At 34.0% G+C, this 5,095-nt stretch carries 4 protein-coding genes; all 4 read right to left on the bottom strand.

Translation table 11 applies throughout. The annotated features are described in order from the left end of the window. Positions 1 to 468 (bottom strand): serine acetyltransferase (locus I3255_RS13065; RefSeq protein ID WP_238039203.1); only part of this gene is annotated, 468 nt, incomplete at its 3' end. Further along, positions 446 to 1,846, bottom strand: a complete 1,401-nt coding sequence (locus tag I3255_RS13060) for a capsular biosynthesis protein (RefSeq protein WP_238039202.1) — start codon at positions 1,844 to 1,846, stop codon at positions 446 to 448. The genes I3255_RS13065 and I3255_RS13060, both read right to left, overlap by 23 nt. Next, on the bottom strand, positions 1,847 to 3,055 hold the full coding sequence (locus I3255_RS13055; RefSeq protein ID WP_106223452.1) for a capsular biosynthesis protein: 1,209 nt from the start codon (positions 3,053 to 3,055) through the stop codon (positions 1,847 to 1,849). Then, positions 3,052 to 5,095 (bottom strand): polysaccharide biosynthesis tyrosine autokinase (locus I3255_RS13050; RefSeq protein WP_238039201.1); only part of this gene is annotated, 2,044 nt, incomplete at its 5' end. The genes I3255_RS13050 and I3255_RS13055, both read right to left, overlap by 4 nt.

The raw sequence follows: 5,095 nt of genomic DNA, 5'->3' as shown, positions 1-5,095 counted from the left end.
TGGACTTCCTACTGCAATTGAGTTGGCAGGAATATTTTTTACTACTATTGATCCAGCACCTATAATTGAATTATCGCCAACAGATATACCACCAAGCACAATAACTCCAGGACTTAATTCCACATTATTTCCTATCACTGGAGAAACATGCTTTCCAGTAATAGGATCAATCTTATTACCAATAGTAACGTTATGTTTAAGCATCACATTACGGCCTAAAACACTGTCAGCATTTATAACTATATTTTGAGGATGATAAAGTATCATTCCCTCCCCAATTTTTGTCCTTGGTGGAATATCCAAGCCACAAATAAATTTCAATAATTTTAAAAACAATACATTTACAATAAAAACCTTATTTATTAATGAACTACTATAAAATAAACTTGCCAGCCTAAAGTTAATAATAAATAACTTTGCAGTTAAGCTAGAGTTTATAGATAGTTCATTCCTGATTAATCCGATCATAATGAGTCTCACATTTAGTTAATGTTACCTTCCTTATAATCATTATTGCACCAAGAGAAAAATAAAACTGAAATTGAAATACTAAAATTAATGCTAACAATGGAGCATAGGGTAAAGTAATCAAACCAGCGATAATAAAACCAATAAATGCCGGTTGATAAGACAATAACTTTATATCTGCTTCTGATAATTGTGTTTTAGAAAACATTGGTCTAGGCTTTGAATTTTTTAAGATCAAGTAGACGATTGTAAGCAATAATCCAACACCAACTACACCAATTTCCCATAGATAGATAGCTAATGCAGTAGAACCTAAACCGAGATCAAATAGCATCGCAATATAGCCAGGCTCTGCTCCACCTGCATTCGAACTATTTAGACCATATCCAAACAGTTGATTTACGAAACCGTATATATCTGAATTGTGGGACCAAAAGACTAATGCAGTTAAACGCCCAAGTTCATCTAAATTACCATCTAAACCATCAACAATAGTATTAGGGTCAAATATATAACCAATATTCTCTATAAATATATCAAAAATACTCATTGAGTGTGATTGATACTTACTAGCATAGCCAAGAGATAAGATAGTAATAACTATCGTTAAAATGGCTACAATCCCAGCAATTGCTAATAGTATTGTTTTTACATCAATAACCCTAACTTCTTTAACATAACTTGGCTTTATATAAACCAAAAGTAAGAAAATTGGAGCTAGCAATGTTACAAATTTCACTTCAGCAACAATACAGATGCTAAAACCAATCGCGAAATGCAGCAACACGGATTTTAATGTCGTTACTCCATGCTTATACTCTGATAACTTCATCATCATAATAAGCAGTGTGAAAAGCCCCATTGATGCGCCATTACCACCGGCAACCATACTACCGCCAAATGTGCCAACAACGGAGTCCCATGAATCCATTTCACCTTGAGCAGCTACTCGAGCGGGTACAATGACAAGAACTTGATAGATTACAAAAGGAATTTGAGCATAAAAAACCCAATACAACTTCTGACAAACTTTATATATTTGAGATTCTCGACAAAAACCTAATAGCAGGCATGGCAATAATAAAGCCATACCTAAACCATTTTTCACACCTGCAATAGTCGTTTTAATCCCTTCTTGAAGTAATGAACTTGTTAGGGCTAAAACAAATAAACCTAAGAATAGAATCAAAACAGTAATTTCAATTTGATCTAAAGGTTCAAAATTATATCGCGTTTGTAATGGCAGAAGACAAAACATCAGAATTGTCATTATAAATGGTAACCAGAGGAAAGCACTAACTCCGGTAAAATACTGTGCTGTTCCACTAAAGATTAGTGTAATAAACACATAAATCTGAAAGAACAATCCTGTATTCATTTATAAAATACCTTCTTCGTGTAGCTTCACTGCATCTTTATTTATCTTGATATAAATCATCAAGTATCGCGCTGCAGTAAGTACCGTAAACATCAATAATGATACTACATAGCTCTTATACACAAAGGGAATAAGAATAAAGGCAATAATAACTATCGCTAATTGTTCACATTGAATTCTTAAAAAATAGTTTGGGGTACCAAAAATTAATTCAATTACTGTCATTGGTACAAACGCCAACATAGCAAAAACATAAGGTAGCATTAATCGAGATGTCTCAACTGATTGTACCCATTGTTCTCCAAGAACATGTTCTGTCAACCAAGGATAAACAAAATAAATACCAGCCACAGTAATCAAAGCAATTGAAATTAAGAACAAACGTACTTGTTTAAATTCCACATAGTTAAAGGTTTTATTTCTAAAATCTTCAGACCATTTTGAAAATGTATAGTTACGAACCGATTGCCCAAGAATAAGCACAGGTGACAGACAAAATCTATTTACTACAGCAAAATAACCAGCAACAAGTGGACTGAACCAATAGTTAATCAAGACAGTAGGTAATTGCAAACTAGCATTCGCAACAACTTCAGCTGTACCAACACGAGATAAATGATTCCAATGTTTAAACAAGAATTTTACTTGAGTTGTTGGTGAAAAATCGCTTAGCGTAAAGTCATTTTTATCTAATGATGAATACAACCAATAACAGATTAGAATTAGATGTGCAAAAGCCCAAATATAGTAAAAATATTCAACTTTCCATGAGATCAATAGTGATAAAGAGACTATTGATGTGACACTAATACGCTGAACTGCTAATCGTTGAAATTTCTGCGAACGTAGTAATATATTCTCAGATACAATCATCATGGCATAACTAGCAGTTAATACATAAATAGCCATTAATGGTAATGAGAAGAAATAACTCACCACGAATATATAGGCTGCACTCACAATCCAAGATTGAAGTAATCCAAATACTACAGCTTTACCTAAATCCTGTTGATCAACTTTAGGTAATAAGAAATGTGAGCCATATAGCGCAACTTGTGCTCCAATTAATATAATGCCATATATTAGTGAGTAATTACCAACATCAGACATACCAAAACGATATGACATGAAGAGAATGGTAAATGCACCAATCACCTGAGATATAACGGAAGCGCCCCCTATTGTGGAGGCACCTTTAATTAAACTCATAGAAGAACATCCTTAGATGGAGCTATTTGCAAATTTTCATTAGACTCTAATAAATTTGTATCCACTTTATTCAATACGCAACCAATTACCTGAGACCCATATTGTTTCAATAAATCAATTGCAGAAACACATATATTTGAACTGTTATAATTAGATGCTGTGACAAACAGAACTTTATCTGCATGTTTACTTGTTAATATTGCATCTTTAGAATCCAATACAGCGGGAGTATCTATAATGATGAAATCATACAGCTGACGAAGTTCAGTAAAGACTTTCTCTAACTTTTTATTTGTTAAAGTAATAAGTGGTGACTGATTCGTCTGTTGACCAACAGATAAAAAATCTATTGATTGAGTATGAGTAATTGCATCTTTTACAGACAGCTGTTGACTTAATAGATCAGTCAATCCAAGTATTTCAGTACAATCTAATGATTGAGTTAATTGGCTAGAGCGAAGATCCATATCAATCAAAAGAACTTTTGAATCAACTGCAAGTGCTTTTGCTACAAGCGTTGCTATTGAAGATTTTCCTTCTTGGGCAGTTGCCGATGTAACAACATATACCTGAGCAACATCCTCCTGAAGTAACAGCTGACTACGAATACCAAAAGAAGCTTCATCAAGTGTATTTAAATCTGAGCTATTATTGATAATATTTTTAGGTGTAACCTGTTGAGAATAAGCGCGAACTTCACCCAACACAGGTAAGCCAAGACGACGTTTAACTTCTGCGATAGACATTACTTTATTATTAATTGCTGCCATAACAATCACAAATAATGTTGATGTAAGTAATGACATAATAGCAATAACTGCAATTAATAATGTTTTGTTAGGTTTCGTCGGTTTTAATGGGATAATCGCCTGATCAATAATTTTCGCAGATGACTCTGAAAACTGACTACTTACTTGAGTCTGATTCTGACGTTTTAATAACTCATTGTATAACTCTCTAGTTTGACTAATGTCATCCATCATATTGTCATAACGAGTCTTCTTATCACCCAACAGTTGAAAGGCATTTGCTTGTTTGTTCACCTCTGCTTGCAGTTGATTTTCTTTTAGTACAGCAGCTTGATACTGTTCTTTAATACCTGAGGTGATCTCATTTACTAAACGACTAGCCTGAGCTTGTAAAATGTTTAGCTGAGAACGAGCTTGAATTACTTTTTCATACTTAGGCCCATAACGATCTTCTAGATTAGAAAGCTCCGTTCGTTGCTCAATAATCATCTGACGTAAATTTTCCATTTGGGGATGGCGAGATACATCAGGAATACCAACTAAGCCATTGATGCCCAACTTTTTTGCATCACGTGCAGTTTTATAGATAGCTTCTAAATTTGCTCGTTGTGCAGTCGCTGTCGCTAAACTATCTGTTAATAAAGATAATTGTTCTGTTTGAAAACCGTCGACACCACGAAATGTAATCAAACCTTCTTTTTTTAAGAAGTCATTTAATTTTGCTTCTTTTTGCTTTAATTGAGTGTCCAGATCTGCAACTTGTTTTGCCAATAGATTTGAAACATTAAGGCTTGCTTCATGATTATCATCGATAGAAAAATGAGAAAAAACATCTACAATCTCATTAGCAACGCTTGCAGCAATTTTAGGATCTGTTGACTCAAAGCCAACTTCAACCATCTGAGTTTTACGGACAGGCGAAATTGAAAGATGCTTAGTTAAATATTTGATACTACGCTCTTTCTGCCTAGCTAAAGAATCATCTTTTACTTCTTTTTTACCTATAAACTCAGGTAACTCATACAGTTTTAAGTCATCAACAACCTGTGACATTACACGGCGTGATTTTAATAATTGATACTGGGTCTCATAATATTCTTTACGAGTAGAGTCAAAATCTACAACTTTTGCAAACGTAGTTGGATTCGTTAGCTCTGCCTTAAGTAAAACTGTTGCATAAGCTTCATACTTAGGCGTAAGCTTTTGGATTAAAGGAATTGAGGCACCAGTAGTCAGCACCGAAAAGGCAATAATCTTCCACCAATTCTTTTTTGCAGCTTTTAGAAAGCGA

Origin of the sequence: Psychrobacter sp. Ps6 (assembly GCF_022129235.1) — a bacterium.
Taxonomy (GTDB): Bacteria; Pseudomonadota; Gammaproteobacteria; order Pseudomonadales; family Moraxellaceae; genus Psychrobacter.
The sequence above is the reverse complement of the archived record's forward strand: the minus strand, read 5'-3'. Positions and strand labels throughout refer to the sequence as shown.

Excerpts from the sequence above, each read along its gene's own strand:
- I3255_RS13055 (WP_106223452.1), bottom strand. The coding sequence starts at position 3,055 with ATGAGTTTAATTAAAGGTGCCTCCACAATAGGGGGCGCTTCCGTTATA.
- I3255_RS13060 (WP_238039202.1), bottom strand. The coding sequence starts at position 1,846 with ATGAATACAGGATTGTTCTTTCAGATTTATGTGTTTATTACACTAATC.